Source organism: Aeromonas sp. FL131 (assembly GCF_049860615.1).
Taxonomy (GTDB): domain Bacteria; phylum Pseudomonadota; class Gammaproteobacteria; order Enterobacterales; family Aeromonadaceae; genus Aeromonas; species Aeromonas hydrophila.
In genome coordinates this window covers 3,576,550-3,599,877 of record NZ_CP187595.1, presented here as the reverse complement: position 1 = coordinate 3,599,877, position 23,328 = coordinate 3,576,550, and the positions used below count along the sequence as shown (strand labels likewise).

Genomic DNA, 23,328 nt, shown 5'->3' with positions numbered 1-23,328 from the left:
CAAGTTGCGAGCCAGCTCTCAGCTCGGGGGGCGCCACTTTTCTTTGCTTGTCCTTTGACCCGCAGGCGGCTTAACATTCGCCAGTCACCTAACCAAACGAAGAGAACCGATCGACCATGCGCGCCCTTCTCGGGATCCTGATCTGCTTGTGTGCCCAACAGGCACTGGCCGATACCCGTTATGTTTCAGACAACATCTTTACCTTTATTCACAATGGTCCGGGTACCCAGTACCGGATCCTTGGCAGCGTCAAGGCGGGTGAGCCGCTGGACGTCAAGGCAGTGAACAACGAAGCCGGTTTCACCCAGGTGGTGGATGGTCGTGGCCGTGAAGGCTGGATCAAGAGCAGCGAGCTGCAGGGCGAGATCAGCCTGCGCGAACGGCTGCCCCAGGTGCAAAAAGAGCTGGAAGAGGCCAAGGCCCGCCTGCTGAACCTCAACGGTGACAACGAGAAACGCTTCACCGAGAAGGATGGCAAGCTCGCCGAGCAGAGCAAGGAGATCGCCAGCCTGAAGGCTCAGCTGGCCAGCCAGAGCGAGGAGATGGGCAATCTCAAAGAGCAGAACGACGCCCTGACCCAGAGCTACGACAACCAGGAGCACGACATGCAGATGGACTGGTTCATCCGCGGTGGTGCCATGGTGGGTGGCGGCATCCTGCTCGGCATCCTGTTGCCCATGCTGCCCCGTCGTCGCAGCCGCGGCGATCGCTGGATGAACTGACAACGGCTGTCGGAAGCAGAGTGAAGGGTCGCCATGGCGACCCTTCTTTTTTGCCTTGAGAAAAATTGTATACAAAATAAGGCCATGAATTTTGTCTGGTTAGCATATGGGGCCGATATCGTGCGTCATATGAGCCAATCAGCGATCTTTGTTAATAACAGGCAACAATTTCATTTCATCTATGGGTTGATATTGTATACATTATCGGCGTTTCGGCGGCACGGCCGCCTTCGTCGATATCAGCCCTAGGGCGTACAGGAAGACCCCATATGTTCAAAGCTACCCAAGTGCTTGCCGCTGACTATGTTCCCTCCGATCTGGCCGCCCTGCGCGAAGCCATCACCCAGAACTACGTGGTGGATGAAAATGCCTATCTGGCCGAGCTGTCGGCCATGCTGCCGGGGGACGGCGCCTCGCTGGAACGGGTGACCCAGCGTGCCCGCACCCTGGTGACCAAGGTGCGCAAGGAGAGCGGCTCCGGCGACGGCATCGACGCCTTCCTGCAGGAGTACAGCCTGGATACCCAGGAGGGGATCATCCTGATGTGCCTGGCGGAGGCGCTGCTGCGCATTCCCGATGCCGAGACCGCCGATGCCCTGATCAAGGACAAGCTCTCCGGCGCCAACTGGTCGTCCCATTTTCGCAAGAGCGACTCCACCCTGGTGAACGCCTCCACCTGGGGGCTGATGCTGACCGGCAAGATCATCAAGCTGGACAAGAAGCTGGATGGCAACCCGGCCAACCTGCTGGGCCGCATGGTCAACAAGCTGGGGGAGCCGGTGGTGCGTTCCGCCATGTACGCCGCCATGAAGATCATGGGCAAGCAGTTCGTGCTGGGGCGCGACATGAAGGAAGCCCTCAAGGCGAGCCGCAAGTCCCGCGAGAAGGGTTACACCCACACCTACGACATGCTGGGGGAGTCCGCCCTGACCCTGGCCGATGCCGACAAGTATTTCGGTGACTACCAGCGCGCTATCGAGGCGGTGGGCAACGAGCGTATCAGCGACGGCGGCCCGGCCCCCTCCATCTCAATCAAGCTGTCGGCGCTCCATCCGCGCTATGACGTGGCCAACCGCGAGCGGGTGCTCGGCGAAATGTGCGAGCGGCTGGTGGGACTGGTGCGCCTCGCCCGTGACAAGGACGTGGCCATCAGCATCGATGCCGAAGAGATGGATCGCCTCGAGCTCTCCCTCGATCTGTTCGAGCAGCTCTATCGCTCCGAGGCGAACCGCGGCTGGGGCAAGCTCGGCATGGTGGTACAGGCCTACTCCAAGCGCGCCCTGCCGGTGCTCTGCTGGTTGACCGGGCTGGCCCGCGAGCAGGGGGACCTGATCCCGGTGCGGCTGGTGAAGGGCGCCTACTGGGACAGCGAGCTCAAATATGCCCAGCAGGCCGGCCTGCCCGGCTACCCGCTGTTTACCCGCAAGGCGGGCACCGACATCTCCTACCTCGCCTGCGCCCGCTACCTGCTGAGCGAGCCGACCCGCGGCTTCATCTCGCCCCAGTTTGCCACCCACAACGCCAACACCGTGGTCAGCATTCTGGAGATGGCCGGTGATCGCCAGTTCGAATTCCAGCGCTTGCACGGCATGGGGGAGGAGCTGCACAACGCCGTGCTCAGCGAATATCCCGGCCTGCACTGCCGCATCTATGCGCCGGTCGGCGCCCACAAGGATCTGCTGCCCTACCTGGTGCGTCGCCTGCTGGAGAACGGGGCCAACACCTCCTTCGTCCACAAGCTGGTGGATCCCAACACCCCGGTCGATTCCCTGGCCGAGCATCCGCTGCGCACCCTCAAGCGCTACTCCAGCCTGGCCAACGATCGCATTCCGCAGCCGGTGAATCTGTTCAGCGACCGCAAGAACTCCAGCGGCGTCAACATGAATATCGTCTCCATCCAGCGCCCCTTCTTCGCCAAGCTGAAGGAGCTGGAGAGCAAGCAGTGGCTGGCGGGCCCCATCGTCGATGGCGAGACCCTCAAGCGCAACGAGGCCCGTGTGGTGCTGAGCCCGCAGGATGTGAGCCAGCTAGTGGGCAAGATCCACTGGGCCGACGAACAGGCGGTGGAGCAGGCGCTGGCCTCGGCCCATGCCGCCTTCCCGCGCTGGCGCGAGACCCCGGTGAGCGAGCGTGTCGCCGCGCTGGAGAAACTGGCGGATCTGCTGGAAGCGAACCGCGAGCAGTTCATCTCCCTCTGTACCCGCGAGGCGGGCAAGCTGCTGCAGGATGGCATCGACGAGGTGCGCGAGGCGGTGGACTTCTGCCGTTACTACGCGGTGCAGGCCCGTGGCCTGATGGGGCAGGCCACCCTGCTGCCCGGCTACACCGGCGAGATGAACGAGCTATTCCTGCAGGGGCGTGGCGTGTTCGTCTGCATCAGCCCGTGGAACTTCCCGCTGGCGATTTTCCTGGGACAAGTCGCCGCGGCGCTGGCCACCGGCAACACCGTCATCGCCAAGCCGGCCGAGCAGACCGGTCTCATCGCCCACCTGGCGGTGACCCTGGCCCATCAGGCTGGCATTCCGGGCGACGTGCTGCAACTGCTGCCGGGTGACGGCGCCACCGTCGGCGCCAAGCTGACGGCGGATGCCCGCATCGGCGGCGTCTGCTTCACCGGCTCCACCGAGACCGCCAAGCTCATCAACATGACCCTGGCCCAGCGCGAGGGCGCCATCCTGCCGCTCATCGCCGAGACCGGCGGCCAGAACGCCATGATTGTCGACTCCACCGCCCTGCCGGAGCAGGTGGTGCGCGATGTGGTGAGCGCCGCCTTCCAGAGCGCCGGCCAGCGCTGCTCCGCCCTGCGGGTGCTCTACCTGCAGGAAGAGATCGCGCCGCGGGTGCTGGAGATCCTGACCGGTGCCCTGCAGGAGCTCAAAGTGGGCAACCCGGCCGAGCACAACACCGACGTCGGCCCGGTCATCGACGCCGAGGCCAAGGCCGGGCTGGATGCACACCTGGTGCACATGATCCCGCGTGCCCGCCTGATCGCCCAGGCGCCGATGTCGGCCGTGACCCTGGGTGGCCACTTCGTGCAACCGACCGCGCTGGAGATCGGCTCCATCCGCGAGCTGACCCGCGAGCAGTTCGGCCCCATCCTGCACGTGGTGCGCTATGCTGCCCGGGATCTGGACAAGGTGATCAGCGACATCAACGGTACCGGTTACGGTCTGACGCTGGGGATCCACAGCCGCAACGAATCCCATGCCGAGGAGCTGGCGAGCCGCATCAACGTGGGCAACGTCTACATCAACCGCAACCAGATCGGCGCCATGGTCGGGGTGCAGCCGTTCGGCGGGCAGGGCCTTTCCGGCACCGGTCCCAAGGCGGGCGGCCCCCATTACCTGAGCCGTTTCATTACCGAGAAAACCCGCACCATCAACACCACGGCGGTGGGCGGCAACGCCTCTTTGCTGGCGATGGGCGACGCCTGATCGACCGTGACCGACATCAGGCCGCCTGCGGGCGGCCTTTTTCATGGGCGTTCTCATGAGCGTTGAAAAGCCGCCATCTTGGGGTCGCCACCCGGCTTGCCGCGTCTTAATATGGTGGCCGGTTGTCGCTTTCATCCGTCACCGCCGCCCGGCCCCGGGCGCGCATCCCGACCGACGTCACAACAAAGAGTGCTGCATCTATGCCATTAACCGAACAGGCCCGCTGGTTCGTGCTGGGGGGCGATCACCTCGTCCTGCTGGATGAGCAGGGACGCATTCCACAAGGCCCCCGTGCCTGTCTGCCCAGCCACTTGCAGCATGCCGCCTTTGAGCGCTTTGACGAGTGGGACGGGCTGCCCTGCCTGCTGCTGGATCTGGGGGAGGCGGCTGACACCGAGGCCCTGACCCCCCTGCGCCAGCTGATGGTGGCCGGTGATGAAACGGGCTTTCAGCTGGCCGGCCGCGCCTGGCAGCTCGCCACCTTTCGCCGCACCCACCGTTTCTGCGGCGAGTGCGGTGCCCCCATGAGCCCGAAGGCGGGGGAGTGGGCGCAAGGGTGCCGCCATGGCCACGTCGCCTATCCGCGTATCTCCCCCTGCATCATAGTGGCGGTGCGCAAGGGGCCCGCCATCTTGCTGGCGGCCCACCGCCGTCACTATCAGGCCGAGGATCCCATGTATACCGTGCTGGCCGGCTTCGTAGAGGCGGGGGAGAACCTGGAGCAGTGCGTGGCGCGGGAGGTGTTCGAGGAGAGCGGCATCCGGGTGACCAACGTGCGTTACGTGGCGAGCCAGCCCTGGCCGTTTCCCCATAGCCTGATGATGGGCTTTACCGCCGACTACGAGAGCGGCGAGATCAAGGTGCAGGATGACGAACTGGTGGCCGCCGATTTCTTCGAGGCCGATACGCTGCCACGGCTGCCGCCCCACGGCACCATAGCGCGGCGGCTCATCGCGCTCTGCCTCGACGACCAAGCCTGAGGGAGGCAAAGAGGGGCGCTTGTTTGCGCCCCTTCACATCTTTGCACTCCAACGGCGGCGGCAGGCGTTTGAGCCGCCCCCCGCCGCGCACAAAGTGGTATCATATCCGCCATTTTATGCTGGATATGACTCAGGAACTGGGATGAAAGAGCTGAAGAACGATCGTTACCTGCGTGCCCTGCTGCGCCAGGAAGTGGACATGACCCCGGTATGGATGATGCGCCAGGCTGGCCGCTATCTGCCGGAATACAAGGCCACGCGCGCCCAGGCGGGGGATTTCATGTCCCTGTGCCGCAACGCCGAGCTGGCTTGTGAAGTCACCCTGCAGCCGCTGCGCCGCTATCCACTCGATGCCGCCATCCTCTTCTCCGACATCCTCACCGTGCCCGATGCTATGGGGCTGGGTCTCTACTTCGAGCAGGGGGAAGGCCCGCGCTTCGAGCGTCCGATCACCTCCATGGCCGATGTGCAGGCGCTGCCGGTGCCGGATCCGGAGGATGAACTCGGCTACGTGATGAATGCGGTGCGCACCATCCGCCGTGAGCTCAAGGGCGAAGTGCCGCTCATCGGCTTCTCCGGCAGCCCCTGGACCCTGGCCACCTACATGGTGGAGGGGGGCAGCTCCAAGGCGTTCACCAAGATCAAGCAGATGATGTATGCAGAGCCGCAGACCCTGCACCTGCTGCTCGACAAGCTGGCCGACAGCGTGATTAGCTATCTCAACGCCCAGATCAAGGCGGGTGCCCAGGCGGTCATGGTGTTCGATACCTGGGGCGGCGTGCTCACCCCGCGCGATTACCGCGACTTCTCCCTGCAATACATGCACAAGATTGTCGATGGCCTCATTCGCGAGCACGACGGTCGCCGTGTGCCGGTCACCCTGTTCACCAAGAACGGCGGCCAGTGGCTGGAGCAGATCGCCGCTACCGGTTGCGATGCGCTGGGTCTGGACTGGACCACCGACATCGCCGACGCCAAGCGCCGGGTCGGCGACAAGGTGGCGCTGCAGGGCAACATGGACCCCTCCATGCTCTACGCCAGCCCGGCCCGCATCCGTGAAGAGGTCGCCTCCATCCTGGCCGGCTTCGGTCACGGCAACGGCCATGTCTTCAACCTGGGTCACGGCATCCATCAGGATGTGAACCCGGAGCATGCCGGCGTGTTCGTCAACGCGGTACACGAGCTGTCCGCCCAGTACCACGGCCGCTGAGCGCCGCCGACAACACAGTGAACAACGGGGCCTGCGGGCCCCGTTTTGCTGCCTGCGGCGGGGGCTGCATCCTGACCGCCGCTCGGGTTACACTTCAACCCGGTAGCGGGCGGTCGACGGCAGGTGGGCACGGCAAGGTGCCCCCGGGCCTGACGCCCCAAGGTGATGGCTGGAGGCAGGATGAGCAACAGGTTGTTGGATTGGGGTATCGACCTTGGCGGTACCAAGTGCGAATGCGTGGTACTGGACGGGGACGAGGTGCTGCTGCGCCATCGTATTCCCACCGAGCGTGCCGGCGGTTATGACCACATGATCGGCCAGATCGCCAAACTGGTGGCAGAGTGCGCCGACAAGATCGGTCAGCGGCCGACCCTCATCGGCATGGGGACGCCGGGGGCGCGGGATCCGCAAACCGGCCTGATGAAGAACTGCAACACCACCGAGCTCAACGGCAAGCCGTTCAAGGAAGATCTGGAGCGCCGGCTCGGCGTGCCGGTGCTTATCGCCAACGACGCCAACTGCTTCGCGCTGGCGGAAACCCATCTGGGGGCGGTGCGCCAGCACCACCCTGATGCCAAGGTAGTGTTCGGCATCATCATGGGTACCGGAGTGGGCTCCGGCATCGTCATCAACGGCCGCATCCTCAACGGTCACCACGGCATCGCCGGCGAGTGGGGCCACAACGTGCTCTCACCCGACGGCCCCGAGTGCTACTGCGGCAAGCGCGGCTGCGTCGAGACCTTCATCAGCGGCCCGGCGCTGGAGGCCTGGTACGAGGCCAAGGCCAAGCGTCACCTCTCGCTGGCCAAGATAGCGGCGGCGACGGCTCACGACCACGTGGCCAAGCTCACCATCGACCGGCTGCATCTGCTGTTTGGCCAGGCGCTGGCCAACGTGGTGAACATTCTCGATCCGGATGTGATCGTCATCGGCGGCGGGGTCGGCAACGTGCAGAGCCTGTACAGTGTGGGACGGGAGACTATTTTGCCCTTCCTCTTTAATCCCCGCTTCGCCACCCCCATTATTGCTCCAGCCCTGGGGGACAGCGCCGGGGTATTCGGGGCGGCACTGCTGGCCCGCGGTGAATTTCAGGATGCCCTGCTGTCGTGAGTCAGCCATCCGCTTGTCCCTTTGTCCCAGCTAAGGACCCAGAGTTTTCATGATCAAGATTGCCATCAACGGGTACGGGCGGATCGGCCGCAACGTGCTGCGGGCCCTCTACGAGAGCGGCCGCGACAAGAACATCAAGATAGTGGCCATCAACGAGCTGGCTGCCCCCGAGGCCATGGTGCACCTGACCCGCTTCGACACCAGCCACGGTCGGTTCCACCATCCGGTGCAGCTGGCCGGCAACAGCATGCTGGTGGGGGAGGATCTCATCTCCCTGTTCGCCGAGCGGGATCCGTCGCGGTTGCCGTGGCGGGCGCTGGGGGTGGACGTGGTGCTGGACTGCACCGGGGTGTTCGGCTCGCGGGCCGATGCCGAGCTGCATCTGGCGGCGGGGGCGGGCAAGGTGTTGTTCTCCCATCCGGCCGAGGCGGACGTGGACGCCACCATCGTCTACGGGGTCAACCATCAGGTGCTGACGGGGCGCGAGCGGATCGTCTCCAACGCCTCCTGCACCACCAACTGCGTGGTCCCCGTCATCGAAACATTGCATCGAGAATTCGAGATAAATTGTGGTACTATTACGACAATTCATTCGGCCATGCATGATCAGCAAGTCATCGATGCCTACCACAGCGACTTGCGTCGAACCCGCGCTGCCAGCCAGTCCATCATCCCGGTGGATACCAAGCTGGCCAAGGGGTTGGAGCGGATCCTCCCCCACTTCGCCGGCAAGTTCGAGGCGATCGCGGTACGGGTACCGACCATCAATGTAACGGCAATGGATCTCAGTATTACTGTTCGTAAAAAAGTGACGGTTACTGACGTAAATCAAGCCCTGCAACGGGCATCCAGAGGTACATTAAGCGGTATTCTGGATTACACGGAAGAGCCACTGGTCTCCGTAGACTTTAATCATGATGCTCACTCCTGCATCATTGATGGTACCCAGACCCGGGTCAGCGATGCCAACCTCGTCAAGATGTTGATGTGGTGTGATAACGAATGGGGCTTCGCCAACCGCATGCTGGATACCACCCGGGCCATGATGGCCGCAGGCTGAGAGCTTGCACCGGGCGCAAGGTTACTGTTTTTAACATTACCTGAAAATATAGAGGACTGAATATGTCTGTTATCAAGATGACTGACCTGGATCTGGCGGGCAAACGCGTTCTGATCCGTGCTGACCTGAACGTGCCGGTAAAAGACGGCAAGGTCACCTCCGATGCACGTATCGTGGCGACTCTGCCGACCATCAAGCTGGCTCTGAAAAAGGGCGCCAAGCTGATGATCACCTCCCATCTGGGTCGTCCGACCGAAGGCGAGTACAACGAAGAATTCTCCCTGGCTCCGGTTGTCAACTATCTGAAAGACGCTCTGTCCTGCTCGGTTCGCCTGGCCAAGGATTACCTGGATGGCGTAGAAGTCGCCGAAGGTGAGCTGGTTGTGCTGGAAAACTGCCGCTTCAACAAGGGCGAGAAGAAGAACACCGAAGAGCTGGCCAAAAAATACGCCGCCCTGTGTGACGTCTTTGTAATGGATGCGTTCGGTACTGCTCACCGCGCCGAAGGCTCCACCTACGGTGTGGCCCAGTTCGCACCGGTCGCCTGTGCCGGCCCGCTGCTGGCGGGTGAACTGGAAGCCCTGGGCAAAGCCATGCTGAAGCCTGAGCGCCCGATGGTTGCCATCGTTGGCGGCTCCAAGGTCTCCACCAAGCTGACCGTACTGGAATCCCTCTCCAAGATCGCTGACCAGCTGGTGGTCGGTGGTGGCATCGCCAACACCTTCATCGCTGCTGCCGGTCACAACGTCGGCAAGTCCCTGTGCGAGCACGACCTGATCGACACCGCCAAGAAACTGGCTGCCGAAACCAATATCCCGGTGACCACCGACGTGGTTGTCGGTGCCGAGTTCTCCGAGTCCACCCCGGCCACCATCAAGTCCGTCGCTGACGTGACCGACGGCGACATGATCTTCGACATCGGCCCTGACTCTGCCAAGGCCCTGGCCGACATCATCATGAACGCCAAGACCATCCTGTGGAACGGCCCGGTCGGCGTATTCGAGTTCGACCAATTCGCTGAAGGCACCAAGGTGATCGCCGAAGCCATCGCTGCTTCTCCGGCCTTCTCCATCGCTGGTGGTGGTGACACCCTGGCTGCCATCGACAAGTTCGGCATCGCCGACAAGGTCTCCTACATCTCCACCGGCGGCGGCGCCTTCCTGGAGTTCGTGGAAGGCAAGGTACTGCCGGCTGTTGCGATTCTGGAACAGCGCGCCAAAGCCTAATTGACCCGAGACGGGGGGCAAAAGCCTCCCGTTTCGTTTATCATGTGCCCGCTGTGCCGGTTCATGATGAACCCCCCATTTTTTATTAACGGCATACGAGAACAGGACGATTAAACATGTCTAAGAAAATTTTCGACTTCGTAAAACCCGGCGTGATCACTGGTGATGACGTTCAGAAAGTGTTCGCCATCGCGAAAGAGAACGGCTTCGCTCTGCCGGCCGTCAACTGCGTCGGTACCGACTCCGTCAACGCCGTACTGGAAGCTGCCGCCAAGGTGAAAGCACCGGTTATCGTTCAGTTCTCCAACGGTGGTGCCGTGTTCACCGCCGGTAAGGGTCTGAAACTGGAAGGCCAGCAAGCTGCCATCATCGGTGCCATCTCCGGTGCCAAGCACGTTCACGCCGTTGCCGAAGCCTACGGTGTACCGGTCATCCTGCATACCGACCACGCCGCCAAGAAGCTGCTGCCGTGGATCGACGGTCTGCTGGACGCGGGCGAGAAGCACTTTGCCGAAACCGGCAAGCCGCTGTTCTCCTCCCACATGCTGGATCTGTCCGAAGAGTCTCTGGAAGAGAACATCGACATCTGCTGCGAGTACCTGACCCGCATGGCCAAGATGAACATGACTCTGGAGCTGGAACTGGGTTGCACCGGTGGCGAAGAAGACGGCGTCGACAACAGCCACATGGACCAGTCCGCCCTGTACACCCAGCCGGAAGACGTGGCCTACGCCTACGAGCGTCTGTCCAAGATCAGCCCGCGCTTCACCATCGCTGCCTCCTTCGGCAACGTACACGGTGTTTACAAGCCGGGTAACGTCAAGCTGACCCCGTCCATCCTGGATGCTTCCCAGAAGTACGTTTCCGAGAAGTTCGGTCTGCCGGCCAAGTCCCTGGACTTCGTATTCCACGGTGGTTCAGGTTCCACTCTGGAAGAGATCCGCGAGTCCATCTCCTACGGCGTGGTGAAGATGAACATTGACACCGACACCCAGTGGGCGACCTGGGAAGGCATTCTGGGCTTCTACAAGAAGAACGAAGCCTACCTGCAAGGTCAGCTGGGCAACCCGGAAGGCGCTGACAAGCCGAACAAGAAGTTCTACGATCCGCGTGTATGGCTGCGTGCTGGCCAGACTACCATGATCGCTCGTCTGGAGAAGGCGTTCTCCGACCTGAACGCCATCGACGTACTGTAATTCGTTACGGTAGTTTGATTGCATGAAAAGGCGCCCTGCGGGGCGCCTTTTGCATTGCAGCATGGCGGGGTCGCCAGCGGACGTGAACAAGGTGCCTTTCGAGGCACCTTTTGCATTTCTGTGATCCCTGCGGGCTGGATTGGCGGCGGGTGGCTGAGTATTATCGATGACAGGCCGTTTATTTTAGTAAACGCAACGCTATCAAGGCAGGATGCTGAGCATGCAGGCAGGAAAGCACTACCCCCATCAGGAGCACGTGGCCTCCTATTACGCGGCCACCCGCAACGACAATCAGCAGTGGCCTGAGCTCAGTGGCGAACTGAATGCCGAGGTCTGCATCATCGGCGGCGGTTTCAGCGGTCTCAACACCGCCATCAATCTGGCCGAAGCCGGTTACAAGGTGGTGTTGCTGGAGGCCAACCGCATCGGCTGGGGCGCCTCCGGGCGCAACGGCGGTCAGCTCATTCGCGGTATCGGTCACGACACCAGCCAGTTCGCCCGCTGGATTGGTGCAGAGGGCGTGCGCGAGCTGGATCTGATGGGGCTGGAGGCGGTCGAGCTGGTGCGCGAGCGGATCGAGCGCTTCAACATCGATTGCGACCTGCGCTGGGGCTACTGCGATCTCGCCACCCGTCAGCGCCATCTGGCCGGGTTTGCAGAGGAGGCGGCGCATCTGGCGAGTCTCGGCTACCGGCATGAGGTGAAGCTGGTGGCACGGGAGGATATTCACAGTGTGGTGGGGTCGGATCGCTACATCGGCGGCATGATCGACATGGGCTCCGGCCACCTGCACCCCCTCAACCTGGCGTTGGGTGAGGCGCGCGCGGCGGCCAGCCTGGGAGTGGCTCTGTTTGAGCAGTCCAGAGTGGTGCACATCGACTATGGCGATCGGCTGCAGGTCACCACGGCCCACGGCCGGGTCAGCGCCGACTACCTGGTGATCGGCTGCAACGCTTATCTCAACGACCTCAACCCCGAGCTGGGGGGCAAGGTGCTGCCGGCGGGCTCCTACATCCTCGCCACCGAGGTGCTGGAGAAGCGGCTGCGCCAGCGCCTGCTGCCGCAGAACATGGCGGTGTGCGATCAGAACGTGGCGCTCGACTACTACCGCCTCTCCGCCGACGGCCGGCTGCTGTTTGGCGGCGCCTGCAACTACTCAGGAAGGGATCCTCGCGACATCAAGGCCTTCATGCTGCCCAAGCTGCTGCGGGTGTTTCCCGAGCTGGCGGATATCGCCATCGAATTTCAGTGGGGAGGCATGATAGGCATCGGGGCCAACCGGCTGCCCCAGATCGGCCGTCTGCCGGAGCAGCCCAACGTCTTCTACGCCCAGGCCTATTCCGGCCACGGGCTCAATGCCACGCACATGGCGGGCAAGCTGGTGGCGGAGGCGATCAAGGGGGAGAGCCGGGGTTTCGATCTGTTCGGCAGCGTGCCCCACATGACCTTCCCCGGCGGCCCGGCGCTGCGCTCGCCCCTGCTGGCGCTTGGCATGCTCTGGTACCGCTTCAAGGATTTGTTCTAATAAGGGGAGCAGGGTCGGTACGCCAGCTGGCTTGATCCTGCAGCTTCTTGCAGTAATAGAGAGGGCAGTCAAACAATCAGCGTCCGCCCATCCCGCGTGTTGAATGGGCTGCACGTCGGATAGCAAGAGGATAGGGTGGATACCCAGGCCTGAGTCAGCCTGGGTATTCTGGTCGGTTGCGTGTCAGTGTGCGGGCTCGGCCAGACGCCAGCCCTGCTCGGTTTTCATCATCCACACTTCGGCCTGCTGCGGCAGCACCTGGCCCGCCTCGAACTCGCCGTATTTGCGTTCCAGCTCCATCAGCCCCATCTCCTGCTGGAAGGGGCCGACCCTGTCATAGACCAGATCCTCGTCGTGCAGCACCTGCAGCTGTTCGATCCCCTGCTTGAAGTGGAGCTGGTAGCTCACCTTGACCAGATAGACCCCCTCCATGCGCTCTTCCTTATCGAGGATGGCGAAGTCACTGATCTCGAACAGATTGGCGTCGGTGTCTGCCTGCAACTTGGCGGTGACCTGGGTCCGGATTGCCTCTTCACCTGGACCTGCGTAACAGCCATATAGCCAGAGGGCCAGCAGGGGGATGAACCACTTTTTCATCAAAACTCCGGACGAACGAGACGGGAAAGCGCAAATATTGCCACGCTGTCGATCATATACAAGGGATTGCCGGAAAAATGGCGGTCAAACCGGGGGCCCGCACGGTTGCACGGGCCACCCGGCCTCAGCGCAGCTTGTCCAGCTGGCCGAGAAACTCGGCGGGCCCCATAAAGCCGGTGACCCGCTGGCCACTCACCTCGTTGCCAGCGCGGTCGAAGAAGATCAGGGTCGGCAGCCCCAGCACGTTGAGGCCGTTGAGCAGTTCCACATCGGCATCGTCGTTGGCGGTGACGTCCGCCTGCAGCAGCACCATCTGGCCGAACCGCTCGCGCACGGCGGGGTCGCTGAAGGTCTTGTGTTCGAACTCCTTGCAGGCCACACACCAGTCGGCATAGAGATCGAGCAGCACCGGCTTGCCACGGGCGGCGGCCAGCTGGGTCTTGAGATCGTCCAGCGTCTTGATGCGAATGAAGGCCGGTGCCTCGGCCTGAGCGGCTGCGCTGACACCCTGGGGTGGCAGCAGCAGATCCTTGCCCACCACCACGGCGCTGATCATGGCCAACAGCAGCACGAAGCCGCGCAGGCTGCGCCCCACCGAATGGCCCTGATGTTGGTTGTGATGATAGAGGTAGCCGCACAGCAGCAGCCCCCAGCCGAGCCAGGCCAGGGTGGTGACCTGATCGCTCCAGAGCCTCGAGAGCAGCAGGATGGGCACCGCCAGCAGTGCAAACCCGAACAACTGCTTGATCACGTCCATCCAGGCGCCCGCCTTGGGCAGCAGCTTGCCGCCCGAGGTACCGAGCAGCAGCAGCGGCAGCCCCATGCCGAGCGACAGGGCATAGAGAGCCGCACCGCCGAGCCAGAGATCGCCGCTCTGGGCCACGTAGATGAGGGCGCCGGAGAGCGGGGCCGTGGTGCAGGGAGAGCAGACCAGGCCGGAGATCATCCCCATGATGCCGACTCCGAGCACGGAGCCGCCCTGCTGGCGGTTGGAGAGGCCTGACAGCCGGGTCTGCAGGTTGCTCGGCAGCTGCAGGGTGTAGAGCCCGAACATGGAGAGGGCCAGCAGCACGAACATCACCGAGAGGCCGATCAGCACGTAGGGATGCTGGAGGGCTGCCTGGAATTTCAAGCCTGCCGACGCCACCACCAACCCGAGCAGGGTGTAGGTGACCGCCATCCCCTGCACGTAGACGAAGGAGAGCAGGAAGGCGCGACGGGTGGAGAGATGATGGCCGGCCCCGGCGATGATCCCGGTCAGGATGGGATACATGGGGAAGACGCAGGGGGTGAAGGCGAGGCCGAGCCCGAGTGCGAAGAAGGCGGCGACGCTGAGCCAGAAGCCCTGGCTGCCGAGGGCCGCCGCCAGCTGATCCTGCTGGCTGCTGGCCGGTGTGGGCTGGTCAGGCTGCTCGCTCTGCTGGGCGGTGAGCGGCTGGATGCTGATCAGCTTGTCGGTGGGGGGATAGCAGAGGCCGTCGGTACAGCCCTGATAGCTGATCTTGAGGCTGGCCTGCTGGCCGGCCTCGGTCAGGGTGACGGGGATCTGCACCTCCCGGTAATAGACCTGGGTCTTGCCGAAGAAGTCATCTTCATGCTCGGTGCCGGCGGGCAGCACCGGCTCCTCGAAGGCGAGGTTTTCCCCCTTGAAGCGGAAGCTGTGGCGATAGAGGTAGTAGTCGTCGGCGATGCGTAGGCGCAGCAGCAGCCGATTGCCCTGCTGTTCGCTCTCGAGGATGAACGCCTCGTCCACTTTCAGAAATTTGGGCTGGGCGCTGGCCTCGATGCCGAGGGCGCTCAGCAGATCCGTGCTGCTGGCGCGGGCCGGCAGTGAGCCCAGGCCGGCCAGCAGGGCACAGAGCAACAACAGGGGAAAGAGCAGGCGAGACGGAGTCATGAGGTTTCCTGTTTTATCCAATCGAGATAGGGCTGGTGGCCCTGGCTTGTGGGCAGCGCCAGGATCTCCGGCACCTCATAGGGGTGATGAGCAAGAATGCACTGGCGCAGCGGCTCGAACAGGGCGGCGTGCGACTTGATGATGAGCTGGATCTCCGTGGCCCGTTCGATCTGGCCCTGCCAGCGATAGACGGAGGTGAGGCCGGGCAGCTGGTTGATGCAGGCCGCCAGCCGCTGGTTCAGCAGTTGTGCGCAGATGAGGTCGGCACTGGCCTCATCCGGGCAGGTGCAAAGCACCAGAATGGTGTCGGTCATGGTGAAATATCTCGTCCGATCGGGGCGGCTCGGCGCCCGTAAACCAGTGGCTACTATACCTAGCGACGGGTCAAATAGCATCTGGCGCACTTTGCGGCTGCGACATGAAAATAAGTGGGGGGCATGAGATAGACGCTGTCAGAGCGACAAGGCAGAATGAGCGGGCTTGTTCCCATTCGACGTAAGGAAATGTATGACCCAACAGAATGAGCAGCAGAGAAACCGCATGTTGAGCCTGTTGCGCGAAGGTGAGCGCCGTATGTTGGTGCAACTGGCCGGTCTGCTGCGTACCAGTGCCGATGAAATCAATGCCGAGCTGGAAAAAGAGGAGCTGCTGGATACCCTCGAGCAACCGGTCACGGTGGAGTATCTCAACGGCGTGGTGCAGCACCATCTGTTCGAGCGCCTGCACAAGGGCGACATGGTCGCGGCCCAGCGACTGCTGACCCAGTACCAGAGTGACCTTGAGGCCATGCTGATGCAGGAGTCGGCCGAGGCAGAGGCCCCGACCGAAGAGCTGAAGGCACAAGCCTGAACGCCGCGGCAGGCCCGCCGGGCTTGTCCTCCCCCAGCACCATCATGCCACTTGCATGATGGTGCCTCGTTTTTCCTGCCGTTTTTTGCCGTGCTTCAACCCAGTGCGTTCTGCTGCAACTGACCCGGGATTGGGTACACCTTGTCGTAGCTCCAGTTGTAGATGAAGGCGTAGACCAGGTAGAACAGCACGAAGCCCAGATCCAGTACCAGCGCCTCCATCATGCTGATGTCGAGCCACCAGGACATCACAGGCAGGGCGACGAACAGCAGGCCCCCCTCGAAACCGAAAGTATGTGCTACCCGCTGCCACAGGCTCTTGTGGGTATGCCCCTGATACTTGAGCAGCAGCTTGTCGACCCCGATGTTGTAGACATAGTTCCAGACGGTGGCGAGCACCGAGAAGAACAGGGCCAGGGGCCCCATGTGGTTGAGTCCGACGCCGGTCACCCAGCTGGCCAGAGGGGCGGCGATGAGCAGGCCAATCAATTCGAAGCCAATGGCGTGGCGCAGGCGGTCACGTGTGTTGCGCATAGTCAGTCTCTCTATCTATCTGAGTGTCGATGGCGTTCAATTTATCGCTATTTTCTGATAGGTTCACGTTGGTATGTATCGCTAAAATAGATACAGCTATCATCCGACCTGACCGGAGCACTGCATGAACCCTTCACTGGAACAACTCAAGACGCTGCTGGTCGCCGCACAGGCGGGCTCCTTCTCGGCGGCGGCGCGTCAGCTGGGCAAGGCGCAGTCGGTGGTGAGCACCGCCATCGCCAATCTGGAGATAGATCTGGGGCTCGAGCTGTTCGACCGCAGCGGCCGCTACCCGGTGCTGACCGAGGCGGGCACCCGCATCAGCCAGGAGGCCAGCATACTGCTGGCTCAGAGCGAGCGACTGCAGGCAATCGCCGGCGAGCTGGCCACCGGTGTCGAATCGCGTCTGACCCTGGCCATTGACGATGATTCCCACCTGCCCTGGCTCGGCTCCCTGCTGGAGGAATTTGCCACCCGCTACCCGACGGTGGAGCTGGAGCTGTTGTTTCCCTTGATGGAGGATGTGACCGAGTTGCTCAAGAGCGGCCGTGCCCAGCTCGGCATCAGTTACCAGCAGGTCGCTCTCCAGCGGGGGATCGTCACCCGTACTCTGGGGAAAGTGGTCATGCCGCTGGTGGTCTCCCCCGAACATCCGCTTGCTCACAGAGGGCTGGTACAGGAAGTCGATTTGCAGGGCGCGCGCCAGCTGGTTGCCACCGGGCGACGGGAGGGGCCCGAGCGCCAGCGTTTTCGCATTGCCTCTCAGGTGTGGTGGGTCGAGGGGGATCTGGGGGTACTGGAACTGGTCAAGCGCGGGTTGGGATGGGGCGTGGTGCCCGATTTTCTGTTGCACCGGCCGCTGGCCCGGGGCGAGGTAGTGGTGCTCAAGCCGGACTTCATTACCCAGCCGGAGCTGGCACTGGAGCTGCAGTGGCATCGCGCCCGCCCGCTCGGGCAGGCGGGGCGCTGGTTGAAGGAGGCCCTGCTGGCGCGGGCGCGCTAGCAGGGCTCTTCGCTTACTCGGTCAGCTGATAGGGGAGGGGCTGCAGGCTCAGGCTTGAGCCCTCCTCCTGCTTGAGCCGGAAACGGGCGTCGGCCTCGGTGTCCTTGGGCAGCACGGCGGTGAGCCACAGCTCGCCATCCTGCTGCCAGGCGTTGAGCACCATGCCGCTACGGCGCCAGTTGTCACCGAGCTGGATCTCCAGGGTGTCACCGCTGGCAACCGGCGTTGCGGCAGTGCCGCTCAGCACGAACAGGGCGCGGTTGTTGGCACCACGATACTTGGCGCGGGCCACCGTCTCCTGCCCCATGTAGCAGCCCTTGGTGAAGCTGATGCCATCGAGCGCCTGCAAGTTGAGCATCTGGGGAATGTACTCACCCTGATGAACTGCCTCGAGATGGGGGATGCCGGCCTTGATCTCCAGTCCCCACCAGAGCGACTCGGGGCCGCTGGGCAGAGTCAGCGCCAGCGGCTGTTCGCTGACCAGCAGCCAGCGATCGGCCTCGACCCGCACCGCCATGCCACCCTCGATGAGACCGCTCTGCTGCAGGCCGTATTGCCCTGCGATCCAGCCATCGGTCCCCTGACCGGCCACGCCGACCGCCTGACCATGATTTTCGCTGATCTCGACCTTGGCAAAGATCGCGAACTTCTTGAGCTCGGGCAGCTGGCGTGCCAGCACTGACGGCTTGGTCAGCAACAGCAGGCGATCGCTCAGGCAGAGCAGGCGAAAATCGCTCCACAGCTTGCCCTTGGGATCACAGTGGCCGCCCAAGGTGTGCTGGCCCGGCTGCAGGGCGTTGACGTCACAGGTGACCTGGCCCTGCAGGTATTTGGCGCGATCCTGGCCGCTCAGGCTGGTGATGGCCAGATCGGTCAGAGGGAACAGGGTTGGCTCGGCGGGAAGGGTTGGCAGGCTCACGATGGCATTCCAGAGACAGAAAGTATGTGACCTGCATGGTAAAGACGTAAGGAATGTTTGTCAGCCGGAAAATCCAGCTGTTACCATCGCCGGGTCTTTGTAAGGAGAGTTCCATGTTGAGCCCAATTGAAAAATCCCGCCTGAAGTGGGCCTGCCGCCGTGGCATGCTCGAGCTGGATGTGATCTTTATGCCTTTCTTCGAACACGAGTTCGACGGTCTGAGCGAGGCGGAGCAGCAAACCTTCATCCGCCTGCTGGAGTGCGAGGATCCGGAGCTGTTCCGCTGGAGCATGGGCCACGGCGTGCCGGAAGACCCCGCATTTGCCGCCATGATCCCGCTGATCCTGGAGCGCAATCAGGCCCGCCACGATCGCCAGCGCTGATCTGCCCGTACGGGTGTCGATGCCCGTCACCGTCTCCAGGCAGCAGCGCCTGCTGCTGTTGTCGCTGTTTCTGCTGATCCTGTGGCCGCTGGCCGCCCTGATCCACGGCTGGCAGTGGGCCCTGTTGCTGCCCTGCTGGGGGCTGGGGCTATGGCGCGCCTGGCTAGGTGCAAGCCGGATGAGCGGTGTGCTGGAGTGGGATGGGCTGTGGCTCACCTGGCAGGGCCATCGTTATCAGCTGGGGACAGGCAGCCGCATTTGGCCCGGGGTACTCTGGCTGCAACTGGTCGCGACGGAGCGTCCCGCCATCCGGCTCTGGCTGTTCAGCGATGCGCTGACGCCAGCCCACTACCGCACGTTGGCTCGCGCCATCCACTTTTCTCAGCCGACCCGCTAGTCTCTCTTCCCCATAAAACAGATGACCCCGCCGGAGCGAGGTCATCTGGGGGGGAGGATCGATTAATCCCTATCCATCGTCAGCAATGCTGGTTCATGACGGACAGGATCAATCCTTGTCCGGCGTCAGCACGGTCGGCTTGGGGTCCGGCTGCATGTCCGGGTAGTCCGGGTTGCAGCGGTGCAGGCCGCGGGACCCTCTGGCTCATTGCGAAGCGAAAGGATTAGTCCCGCTCCGGCGTCAGCACGGTTGGCTTGGAGTCCGGCTGCATGTCCGGGTAGTCCAGGTTGTAGTGCAGGCCTCGGGACTCCTTGCGCTGCAGGGCGCAGTTGACGATGAGTTCGGCGACCTGCAGCAGGTTGCGCAGCTCCAGCAAGTTGTTGGAGACCCGGAAGTGGGCGTAGTACTCCTGCACCTCCTGCTTGAGCAGGTCGATGCGGCGCTTGGCCCGGGCCAGGCGTTTGTTGGTACGCACTATCCCCACATAGTCCCACATCATCAGCCGCAGCTCGTGCCAGTTGTGCTGGATCACCACCAGTTCGTCCGAATCTTCCACCTTGCTTTCGTCCCACACCGGCAGACGGGGCGGCTCCACGCTCATCGGTAGCTTGGCCAGGATGTCGGCCCCCGCCTGATGGGCATAGACCACGCATTCGAGCAGGGAGTTGGAGGCCATCCGGTTGGCGCCGTGCAGCCCGGTGTAGGTCACCTCGCCGATGGCGTAGAGGCCGGGGATGTCGGTCTGGCCGTTGTTGTCGATCATCACGCCGCCACAGGTGTAGTGGGCGGCAGGGACGATGGGCATCGCCTCCTTGGTGATGTCGATGCCGACCGCGAGGCAGCGTTCATGAATGGTCGGGAAGTGCTTGATGATGAAGTCGGCCGGCTTGTGGCTGATGTCCAGATACATGCAGTCGGCGCCGAGCCGCTTCATCTCGTGGTCGATGGCGCGGGCGACGATGTCCCGTGGTGCCAGCTCGGCCCGCTCGTCAAACTCCGGCATGAAGCGGCTGCCGTCGGGACGGCGCAGGTAGGCCCCCTCGCCGCGCAGGGCTTCGGTCAGCAGGAAGTTGGGGTCATCGGGGTGGAACAGGCTGGTGGGGTGGAACTGGTTGAACTCCAGGTTCGCCACCCGGCAGCCGGCGCGCCACGCCATGGCGATGCCGTCACCGGAGCTGACGTCCGGGTTGGAGGTGTACTGGTACACCTTGGAGGCACCGCCGGTGGCCAGCGCCACGAAGCGGGCACGGATCACTTCGACCTGCTCGGCGTTGCGGTTCCAGACATAGGCGCCCAGCACCCGGTTGCCCGGCAGACCCAGCTTGCGGGTGGTGATGAGGTCGACCGCGTTGAAGCGCTCCATCAGCTGGATGTTGGGGTGAGCGCGCACCTGATCGATCAGGGTGAGCTGTACCGCCTTGCCGGTGGCATCCGCCGCGTGGAAGATGCGGCGATGGCTGTGGCCCCCTTCCCGGGTCAGGTGATAGTGGGATTCGCCCTCGGCGTCCTCCTCCTGATCGAAGGGGACCCCCTGTTTGATCAGCCACTGGATGGACTCGCGGGCGTTGCGGGCGGTGAACTCCACCACGGCCGGGTCACACAACCCGGCCCCGGCGTTGAGCGTGTCGCTCACGTGGGATTCGATGCTGTCGGTCTCGTCGAACACGGCAGCGATGCCTCCTTGCGCATAGAAAGTGGCCCCTTCACTGATGGGCCCCTTGCTCAGAACCAGGACTTTGGCCTGGTCTGCCAATCGCAACGCGAGAGACAAACCGGCGGCACCGCTGCCAATGATCAGTACGTCGCAAAGGTATTCAACACTTGCTTTCATAAGTATCATTGGCCTGGATTAAGAACTGGCACCATGGTAGCCCAAGCGAGGGTGGTGATGCAGCCTGCGTCACATTTTTTTCAATGCAAGCGAACTTTCCCTGATTCCTCCTGTCTGAACTTGTGCGCTTAGGAAGGGCCGGAAAAGAAAAACGATAACCTGATGGGGGTTTTACGGCTCTGATGAGCGACCAGAATCTACTGGACGAACAGCTGGTTGAACGGGTCCAGCGTGGCGATAAAAATGCATTCAACCTGTTGGTAAAAAAATACCAGCACAAGGTGGTCAACCTGGTGGCCAGGTATGTCAACAACCCGGGCGATGTACCGGATGTGGCGCAGGAGGCATTCATCAAGGCCTACCGTGCGCTGCCGACATTCCGTGGCGAGAGCGCGTTTTACACCTGGTTGTACCGGATCGCCGTGAACACGGCCAAAAATTATCTGACCTCTCAAGGGCGCAGGCCGCCCAGCAGTGACGTAGAGGCGGAAGAGGCAGAATACTATGGCGGTGGCGAAGCCTTGCAAGAGGTGGCTACCCCGGAAAACCTGACGCTGACCGACGAGATCAAGCGCACCGTGTTTTCTGCCATAGAAGCTTTGCCGGAAGACTTGAGGACAGCTATCACCCTTCGCGAACTGGAAGGGCTGAGCTACGAAGAGATTGCCGAAATCATGGATTGTCCGGTGGGTACGGTGAGATCCCGCATCTTCCGGGCGAGGGAAGCAATCGATAAAAAGCTGCAACCTCTGATCGAGAATTAACTGGGGAAAGACAGGTTAACTTATGGCAACTAAAGAGCAACTCTCGGCCCTGATGGACGGTGACTTGAGCGATGTTGAGGTTCTGAACGAGCTGGGAACGGATCCGGCTCTGCAAGACACCTGGTCTCGTTACCACCTGATTGGTGATGCCATGCGGGGGGACCTGCCGGTCAATCTGCAACTGGATCTGAGCGGCAGCATCATGGCTGCGCTGGAAGATGAACCCACCATCCTGGCGCCCAAACCGGTGGAGAGCAAACCTGCTGCACCGCAGCAGGGGACCGCCAAGGTCGTGCCGTTTCTGCGCCGTGCCGGCCAGCAGGTGGGGCAATACGCCATCGCCGCCTCGGTCGCTGCCGCCGTCATCTTCGGGGTGCAGCAGTATCAGGGGCAGGATGGTCTGCCGACCAATCCGGTACTCAACACTATCCCCGTTGGTGGCAGTGCCTCACCGGTGAGCGTGCACTACCCGCAGGATGGCAACCGGGCCACTGCCCGTCAGCAAGGGCTGAGCGAGCAGCAGATGCAGGAGCAGCGCGAGCGCATCAATGCTTTCCTGCGTGACCACCAGTTGCAACAGCGTCTGCTGCAAGACAAGCAGATTCAGGAATAACGGATTTAGGGATCAGAACGTGCGCCAGTCCAGCCGTATTTTGCTGGCCTCTCTCCTGCTGATCAGTGCCAAGGCCTCGGCCGACGACAAGTCGGCCGAGGCCTTGTTGCAGCAGATGCAGAGTGCCGTCTCGCAACAGAATTTTGAATTGTCCATGGTCAAGGCCCGGCAGGGGCGCCTCGAACCCATCCGCTTCAGCCATGGCGTGATCGATGGCAAGGAGGTGGCTCACCTCAGCTATCTCGATGGCAAGACCATCGAGTATCTGCAGCGCCAGGATGAGTACACCTTCTTCGAAAATACCCACGAACCCTACACTCTCAAGGGAGCCCGCTTCCCCGGTGTGTGGGCGAGCCTAGTCAGGATGCCGCTGCCACGGGTGCTGGAGAGCTATGACCCCGTGCTGGCCGGTCGCAGCCGGGCGGCCGGGTTGGTAGCACAGGTCGTGCGGCTGGTACCCAAAGAGGCCGACAAGTATGGCTTCGTGCTCTGGATCGACGAGCAGAGCCACCTGCTGGTGCGGGTGGACATGGTGGATCGGGAGGGCAATCTGGTGGAACAGGTGCTGGGAGTGGATCTGGACAGGCTGCCAGCCCCGGCGCCCTGGCTGGTGAAGCTGGCTGGCAGCAAGCTGCCCCAGGCTCTGGCACTGGAAGACGCCTACCCGGCGCCGCAGCAGCAGCTGAACTGGCACCTGACCTGGTTGCCGGAGGGGTTCAAGGTGCTCTCGCGGGATCGGCATCAGCTGGTGACCACCAGCCTGCCGGTGGATTACATGATGCTCTCCGACGGGCTGGTGGATCTCTCGGTCTACGTTGCCCGGGTCGACCCCAAGCAGGCGGTGCGCCAGCAGTTGATCCGCCAGGGGGCTACTTCGCTGGTGAGCTATGTCAACGACGTGGGGGTCGAGATCACTGTGGTGGGGGAAGTGCCGGCCGACACTGCGAAACGCATCGCCGAGTCGGTGCAACCGCTGGCCCGCAACGAGACCGTCCAGTAGTCGCCGATGCACTGTTGCTTGCCCAATCCGGGCAGTCATGTTCAGATTGGGTCAATCTCTGTCTAGTTAATGTGGAACC

At 62.6% G+C, this 23,328-nt stretch carries 22 protein-coding genes; 16 read left to right on the top strand and 6 right to left on the bottom strand.

The window, feature by feature from the left end; all coding sequences use genetic code 11:
• The first annotated feature begins 116 nt into the window (after window positions 1–116).
• From ACPW75_RS16640 to ACPW75_RS16600, 9 genes are all read left to right on the top strand, one after another.
• Window positions 117–722, top strand: a complete 606-nt coding sequence (locus ACPW75_RS16640; RefSeq protein ID WP_077096121.1) for a TIGR04211 family SH3 domain-containing protein — start codon at window positions 117–119, stop codon at window positions 720–722.
• A gap of 269 nt (window positions 723–991) precedes the next feature.
• Window positions 992–4,156 (top strand): bifunctional proline dehydrogenase/L-glutamate gamma-semialdehyde dehydrogenase PutA, encoded by a 3,165-nt coding sequence (gene putA / locus ACPW75_RS16635; protein WP_077096120.1) that lies wholly within the window; start codon window positions 992–994, stop codon window positions 4,154–4,156.
• A gap of 200 nt (window positions 4,157–4,356) precedes the next feature.
• Window positions 4,357–5,136, top strand: a complete 780-nt coding sequence (nudC, locus tag ACPW75_RS16630) for an NAD(+) diphosphatase (RefSeq protein WP_077096119.1) — start codon at window positions 4,357–4,359, stop codon at window positions 5,134–5,136.
• A 142-nt stretch (window positions 5,137–5,278) separates the two neighbouring features.
• A complete protein-coding gene (hemE, locus tag ACPW75_RS16625; RefSeq protein WP_041217975.1) occupies window positions 5,279–6,346 on the top strand; it encodes a uroporphyrinogen decarboxylase in 1,068 nt (355 codons plus the stop codon).
• A gap of 180 nt (window positions 6,347–6,526) precedes the next feature.
• Window positions 6,527–7,456, top strand: coding sequence for an ROK family protein (locus ACPW75_RS16620; protein WP_039214666.1), 930 nt, complete (start codon window positions 6,527–6,529; stop codon window positions 7,454–7,456).
• A gap of 49 nt (window positions 7,457–7,505) precedes the next feature.
• Window positions 7,506–8,516, top strand: a complete 1,011-nt coding sequence (epd, locus tag ACPW75_RS16615) for an erythrose-4-phosphate dehydrogenase (RefSeq protein WP_010635047.1) — start codon at window positions 7,506–7,508, stop codon at window positions 8,514–8,516.
• A gap of 62 nt (window positions 8,517–8,578) precedes the next feature.
• Window positions 8,579–9,742: a phosphoglycerate kinase gene (locus tag ACPW75_RS16610; RefSeq protein WP_024946155.1), complete on the top strand. Its 1,164-nt coding sequence runs from the start codon at window positions 8,579–8,581 to the stop codon at window positions 9,740–9,742.
• A gap of 116 nt (window positions 9,743–9,858) precedes the next feature.
• Window positions 9,859–10,938: a class II fructose-bisphosphate aldolase gene (gene fbaA, locus ACPW75_RS16605; protein ID WP_024946156.1), complete on the top strand. Its 1,080-nt coding sequence runs from the start codon at window positions 9,859–9,861 to the stop codon at window positions 10,936–10,938.
• A gap of 220 nt (window positions 10,939–11,158) precedes the next feature.
• Entirely contained in the window at window positions 11,159–12,463 is a 1,305-nt protein-coding gene (locus ACPW75_RS16600; protein ID WP_077096117.1) for an NAD(P)/FAD-dependent oxidoreductase, read from the top strand.
• 183 nt (window positions 12,464–12,646) lie between these two features.
• Here ACPW75_RS16600 and ACPW75_RS16595 read toward each other — a convergent pair whose 3' ends face one another.
• From ACPW75_RS16595 to cutA, 3 genes are all read right to left on the bottom strand, one after another.
• Window positions 12,647–13,060, bottom strand: coding sequence for a hypothetical protein (locus ACPW75_RS16595; protein WP_077096116.1), 414 nt, complete (start codon window positions 13,058–13,060; stop codon window positions 12,647–12,649).
• Between the two features lie 124 nt (window positions 13,061–13,184).
• Entirely contained in the window at window positions 13,185–14,957 is a 1,773-nt protein-coding gene (locus ACPW75_RS16590; protein ID WP_077096115.1) for a protein-disulfide reductase DsbD, read from the bottom strand.
• Window positions 14,954–15,271 (bottom strand): divalent-cation tolerance protein CutA, encoded by a 318-nt coding sequence (cutA, locus tag ACPW75_RS16585; protein WP_039214661.1) that lies wholly within the window; start codon window positions 15,269–15,271, stop codon window positions 14,954–14,956. The genes ACPW75_RS16590 and cutA overlap by 4 nt, the downstream gene beginning before the upstream one ends.
• A 193-nt stretch (window positions 15,272–15,464) precedes the next feature.
• Between cutA and ACPW75_RS16580 the strand changes: the two genes are divergently transcribed.
• Window positions 15,465–15,806, top strand: a complete 342-nt coding sequence (locus ACPW75_RS16580) for a hypothetical protein (RefSeq protein ID WP_179101396.1) — start codon at window positions 15,465–15,467, stop codon at window positions 15,804–15,806.
• A gap of 95 nt (window positions 15,807–15,901) precedes the next feature.
• Here ACPW75_RS16580 and ACPW75_RS16575 read toward each other — a convergent pair whose 3' ends face one another.
• Window positions 15,902–16,339, bottom strand: a complete 438-nt coding sequence (locus tag ACPW75_RS16575; RefSeq protein WP_077096113.1) for a PACE efflux transporter — start codon at window positions 16,337–16,339, stop codon at window positions 15,902–15,904.
• A 124-nt stretch (window positions 16,340–16,463) separates the two neighbouring features.
• On the opposite strand from ACPW75_RS16575, the gene ACPW75_RS16570 reads away from it, so the two are divergent.
• The gene (locus tag ACPW75_RS16570) at window positions 16,464–17,342 is read left to right on the top strand and encodes a LysR family transcriptional regulator (RefSeq protein ID WP_077096112.1); all 879 of its coding nucleotides are present in this window, start codon (window positions 16,464–16,466) and stop codon (window positions 17,340–17,342) included.
• 13 nt (window positions 17,343–17,355) lie between these two features.
• On the opposite strand, the gene ygfZ is transcribed toward ACPW75_RS16570, so the two are convergent.
• Window positions 17,356–18,261, bottom strand: a complete 906-nt coding sequence (gene ygfZ, locus ACPW75_RS16565; RefSeq protein ID WP_077096111.1) for a tRNA-modifying protein YgfZ — start codon at window positions 18,259–18,261, stop codon at window positions 17,356–17,358.
• Between the two features lie 113 nt (window positions 18,262–18,374).
• Between ygfZ and ACPW75_RS16560 the strand changes: the two genes are divergently transcribed.
• Window positions 18,375–18,644 carry a succinate dehydrogenase assembly factor 2 gene (locus tag ACPW75_RS16560; protein ID WP_011704741.1) on the top strand — a complete coding sequence of 90 codons (270 nt, stop codon included), beginning with the start codon at window positions 18,375–18,377 and terminating at the stop codon, window positions 18,642–18,644.
• A gap of 19 nt (window positions 18,645–18,663) precedes the next feature.
• Entirely contained in the window at window positions 18,664–19,041 is a 378-nt protein-coding gene (locus ACPW75_RS16555; RefSeq protein ID WP_077096110.1) for a protein YgfX, read from the top strand.
• A 223-nt stretch (window positions 19,042–19,264) separates the two neighbouring features.
• Here the strand turns inward: ACPW75_RS16555 and nadB are convergent, their stop codons facing one another.
• Window positions 19,265–20,872, bottom strand: coding sequence for an L-aspartate oxidase (gene nadB, locus ACPW75_RS16550; RefSeq protein ID WP_039214655.1), 1,608 nt, complete (start codon window positions 20,870–20,872; stop codon window positions 19,265–19,267).
• A gap of 182 nt (window positions 20,873–21,054) precedes the next feature.
• On the opposite strand from nadB, the gene rpoE reads away from it, so the two are divergent.
• Genes rpoE through ACPW75_RS16535 form a run of 3 tightly spaced genes read left to right on the top strand, consistent with a single transcriptional unit; the run spans window position 21,055 to window position 23,249 of the window.
• Entirely contained in the window at window positions 21,055–21,636 is a 582-nt protein-coding gene (rpoE, locus tag ACPW75_RS16545) for an RNA polymerase sigma factor RpoE (RefSeq protein WP_005309371.1), read from the top strand.
• A 22-nt stretch (window positions 21,637–21,658) separates the two neighbouring features.
• A complete protein-coding gene (locus ACPW75_RS16540) occupies window positions 21,659–22,249 on the top strand; it encodes an RseA family anti-sigma factor (RefSeq protein WP_077096109.1) in 591 nt (196 codons plus the stop codon).
• 19 nt (window positions 22,250–22,268) lie between these two features.
• On the top strand, window positions 22,269–23,249 hold the full coding sequence (locus tag ACPW75_RS16535; RefSeq protein ID WP_016349517.1) for a MucB/RseB C-terminal domain-containing protein: 981 nt from the start codon (window positions 22,269–22,271) through the stop codon (window positions 23,247–23,249).
• Window positions 23,250–23,328: the final 79 nt, after the last annotated feature.